Below are 4,517 nucleotides of genomic sequence, written 5' to 3' on the forward strand. Positions count from 1 at the left end.
CAATAACACAGAAGATTTCTGTAAAATCAAACATGGTGGTTAGAGTCTTTGGTTTGTGTAGTAACTTTCTAAATGGCTCTAACCATCTTTTTTTCAAGCGGTTTTCTTATCCGTAATTCGGGTTACATAGCAGTTCAAATTAACAAGTATTAGTTTGAACTGCTATCTTTTTGATTAACAATATCTTGATTTACCAAAAAATTTAATAGTACAGCATCCGTCTTCATTCTAACCTTGAACCAATTTTCAATGCGAATTTGATCTTCAATCGATAGTGGTTCAGATGTTCTCACACTAAGTTGCAGTATTTGCTTTTGATTGGGATCAGTCGGTAAATCAATGCCTTGTCCTAGAAAAATAGAGCTTACAGTGGGATGCTGTGCACGTAGCTCTGCAAAAACATCATTTGCATTGGCAAATAAAGCATTTTTCACCCTTAATTCTTGCTGTAATTGTTTTACCTGTTCATCCTTTTGGCGCAGGGCTTCTTGTCCATTCAGATACAAATCACTCAATACCCCAGATTTTAAGGCAGTCACATCAACCTTATCATCATTGGTTTGATGCACAATAATTTTAGTTCCTTCGAGATTTGCAACAGCAAGTCTCCCTTCAATATTCTGCAACGTCGCCTGACTTAAGGGCAAACCGACTAAAGCCAACTCAATGGTCCGTGTCTTGCTATCAATTTTTGAACTGGCGACTTGTGTTTCTTTAAAGGTAAATTCTTGTGTAATGAATTTGTTGGCAGTTGATTTAAAAACTTCTTCATTAACTAATTTAGTCGCCAGATAGGCACTTGGAATTGCGGTCACCATTGCGATCATCAGCAAAGATATTTTTACACATCTTTCTACTTTTTCGTCAGCAAAACTATGTGGCTTTAACCTTAAAATCCGGATACCGATAATAGTTGCCAAACTGATGAACACACAATTGATGGTATATAAATACAGTGCACCACCAACAAAGCTCCACTGTCCAGTTGCAATACCAAATCCAGCAGTACAGACAGGTGGCATCAATGCTGTAGCAATCGCCACCCCTGGAATAACATTTGATTTTTCTTCTCGAGTGATCCCAATGATTCCTGCCAATCCACCAAATAATGCGATAAGCACATCCCAAACGGTTGGGCTAGTTCGTGATAAAAGTTCAGATTGTGCATTATCGAGGGGTGATATCGAGAAATATAGAGTGGATACGACCAAGCTGATCAGTGTTGCAATACCTAGGTTGAAGAGTGCCCGTTTTACCAGTTTAAAGTCATAAACTGCTACACCCAGCCCCACCCCCATGATCGGTCCCATAAGTGGAGAAATTAGCATTGCGCCAATAACCACGGCTGTTGAATTGATATTTAATCCGACTGATGCAATAAAAATAGCGAATATTAAAATCCAGGGAATGGCTCCTGATAGCTCAATCCCATCACGAATACGACGCTCGATTTCATCATCTTCTGCCTTATCTGCCAGCAGACTAAAGCGATGGCGTGCACGTCTTAATCTACTTGTATAATTAAAGGAGGAGTTGTGTTTATTAGAGGTGTTGGTCAATTTAACATCCTACTTTTTATCCATCTGTGGAAGGACCTTTAATCTCAGTCGATTTTTGGTCCTCGTGATTACCTTAGAGTGAGAAAATGAAACATTCCAGAAAACTAACTTTACTCAAAATTACAAAAAAGTCTTAATATCTCCTGCAATTGATTAATTAATAAACATAAATGTTTCATTTCTTATAATCGTTTCATCAAGTTATCAGTTCTCCTTATGATTTGTCAGATTGTAGTGTTACAGTAAGAGGGATTATAAGTGCTTAAATTTAATAATGATATTATTCATGGGGCAATTTTCGACATGGATGGAACCATGTTTGATACTGAACGTTTACGTTTTCAAACCTTGAAGCAAGCATCTCAGGAATTGATCGGTGTTTCATTTAGTGATGCTTATTTAATGGCTTGTCTGGGACTCAGTGCAAGTAGTGCACATCAACTAGCCAAACAGCAGTATGGGGACGATATCCCTTATGCAGAGATCCGACAACGAGCTGATGAGCTTGAACTCGAAAGTGTCAGAAGTTTAGGTGTACCCATTAAAAAAGGGTTGGTACAGGTACTAGAACGTTTACGTAAATCTGGTTTACGCATGGCAGTTGCGACATCAAGTCGTCGCTTAATTGCTGAAGAATATCTGATCAATGCCAACGTTTATAAATTCTTTGATGTACTGGTGTGTGGTGATGAAGTACAGAAAGGTAAACCACATCCGGAAATTTTTCTTTCCGCTGCTGAAAAACTCAATTTACCTACATCAGAATGCTTAATGTTCGAGGATTCGGAAAATGGTATTACTTCAGCCTATAATGCTGGTGGGGTTACCATCTTGCTACAAGACATCAAGGAACCTAATTCCAACATGCTGGCCAAAACAGATTACTTTTTTGAAAGTATGTATGACTGCCTGCATCAATTGGATCAACATACACTAAACTTGGAAATGCCAACACTTCAAGAGTCTTTTCCACAAAGTCTGAATCAATTGACCGTTGGCATTCATGGATTTGGTGCGATTGGCGGTGGCTTCATGGCACAGATCCTGTCCCACTGGGATGGCTATACACGTCCAAAGCGAATCTATGCCTCAACCCATAATTCCTTGTATCGTTCAGCAGTGAATGCCTTTGGCAGTTACTGTATTCGTTATGGCCAGCTTTCCTATGATGAACGTATTGAAAATATGCATATCATTGATGCGGGTAATATTGAACAGATGCAGGAGATGTATATTGCCTCAAGCATGATAGCTGTTTGCTTGCCGGAACAGGCGATTGCAACTGAGGCCAGAACAATTGCCCAAGGCTTATATGCCCGTCATATTGCCAATAATGAACAGTTCACGAATCCTTTAACCGTCCTCATTATCTTAAATAAAATCGGTGCTAAACACTTATTGCTTGAACATGTGCATAGCGCTTTGGTTGAAATTACAGCTCCAGACATTGCTGAGCAGATTTTAGAGCAGCATTATTTCTGTGATACGGTCGTTAACCGAATGGTTTCCAAATTGACCGACCAAAACCTTTACCGTCAGTTGCGTATTAAGTACAACATTTTTAAGCAATACCAACTCGATCACGACCTTGATCATGCTGATATTGAAGATGCTACCCGTTTGAATCCTGAACAGGAAAGGTTAGCTTCAATGTATGTCGAAGAGATGTGCAGTAACTTTAAACCCAGCCATATTTTGCAGACCATGGACTTGATTCTATTCCATGCAGAAGTGGACATGCCGATTTACGTAGAAAATAACAGTCCCTTGCTAGGCAAAATGCGTCAGATGGTGTTGGTGGATGATATTCAGGAAATTCAGTTGATAAAAAACAGGTTATGGAATGGTGTTCATGCCATGACTACCTGGTACGCAACACGCCTCGGCTACGAAACGATTGGTTTAGCTATGGCAGACCCAAAAGTGAGAGAGTTTATGGAGGGGCTTCTTGAAGAAGTGAAGGCTGGGCTTACCCTTACCCTACCACATCGCAAAAATGATCTTGATGATCTGGCAAAAAGCTTTATTAATTCTTGTGTCAATGCCTACAAAGATCCGTGTGAACGTGTAGCACGTGATCCTTTACGAAAGTTAGCCGCTTCAGAACGCGTCTTGGGATCAATTGCTTGTAATATTCAGCAGGGCTTACCTTACCAGAACTTAAGTCAAGGTGCCTTATATGGTTACTACTACTCTATTCAGCAAAAAGATATTAGCTATGGTGAAGCAATTGAACATCTTAAAATTCAGTTAGGGCAATCTGGATTAAACGAGCAACATCAGCAAACCCTACAGCGAAATATTGAAACACAGTTAGCTCAATTGCTCCCGGCTAAACATAAGACGCACAATCCTCATTGTGTAGACCTAGCAAAGCAAATGGATCATAGCCTGACCTGATTGTGTCATAGGATTTAACCAGAATAGAATAAACTCATATTTATGAGGTCAAGCATGCTTGACCTCATGTGTACAATAATTTCCCAAGGATAAATTTAACAAGCCGACTTCATTTTTTAAAATATTTAAGTTTTGAAGTGACTGATAAAAATATAAGCTAAAACTCCACACGCAATTGAGAAAGGCACAACGACAGCTAACCAAATACTAAACTGACAACTTAAATTTTGAATCAATTGTGCAGATGGAGTTTCATAAAATGGTTATGTGTGTCTAGAGTTTTAGTGGCTATTCAGCTTATAGGATAGCTTGGTAAGATGAGTTCGCCGGATACTTACTTAATGAGTTAGAAAAAGTGGGGTTCAGCGAACGCTTACCTTGAAAATAAAAAAGTGCCTGATGAACTTCATCAGGCACTTAGATGAAATAAGGAGCCTGTAAATTATTTTGTGTAAGTTCCATTTTTTATAAATGATCTTTTAATCGATCATCGAACTGAATCGTAAACCAATTCATCGCTAAACGCCAATTTTGAATTGGCATGGTCCATTTTTTAGC

2 protein-coding genes are annotated in these 4,517 nt (G+C 39.0%); one reads left to right on the forward strand and one right to left on the reverse strand.

What is annotated here, in order from left to right:
* Positions 1-149: 149 nt before the first annotated feature.
* A complete protein-coding gene (locus tag FTT83_RS15540; protein ID WP_180176832.1) occupies positions 150-1,559 on the reverse strand; it encodes a TIGR00341 family protein in 1,410 nt (469 codons plus the stop codon).
* A gap of 258 nt (positions 1,560-1,817) precedes the next feature.
* On the opposite strand from FTT83_RS15540, the gene mtlD reads away from it, so the two are divergent.
* Positions 1,818-3,959: a bifunctional mannitol-1-phosphate dehydrogenase/phosphatase gene (gene mtlD / locus FTT83_RS15545; RefSeq protein WP_086197751.1), complete on the forward strand. Its 2,142-nt coding sequence runs from the start codon at positions 1,818-1,820 to the stop codon at positions 3,957-3,959.
* The last annotated feature ends 558 nt before the right edge of the window (positions 3,960-4,517 follow it).

This window comes from Acinetobacter sp. YH01018 (genome assembly GCF_013420295.1).
In the GTDB taxonomy this organism is placed as follows: domain Bacteria; phylum Pseudomonadota; class Gammaproteobacteria; order Pseudomonadales; family Moraxellaceae; genus Acinetobacter.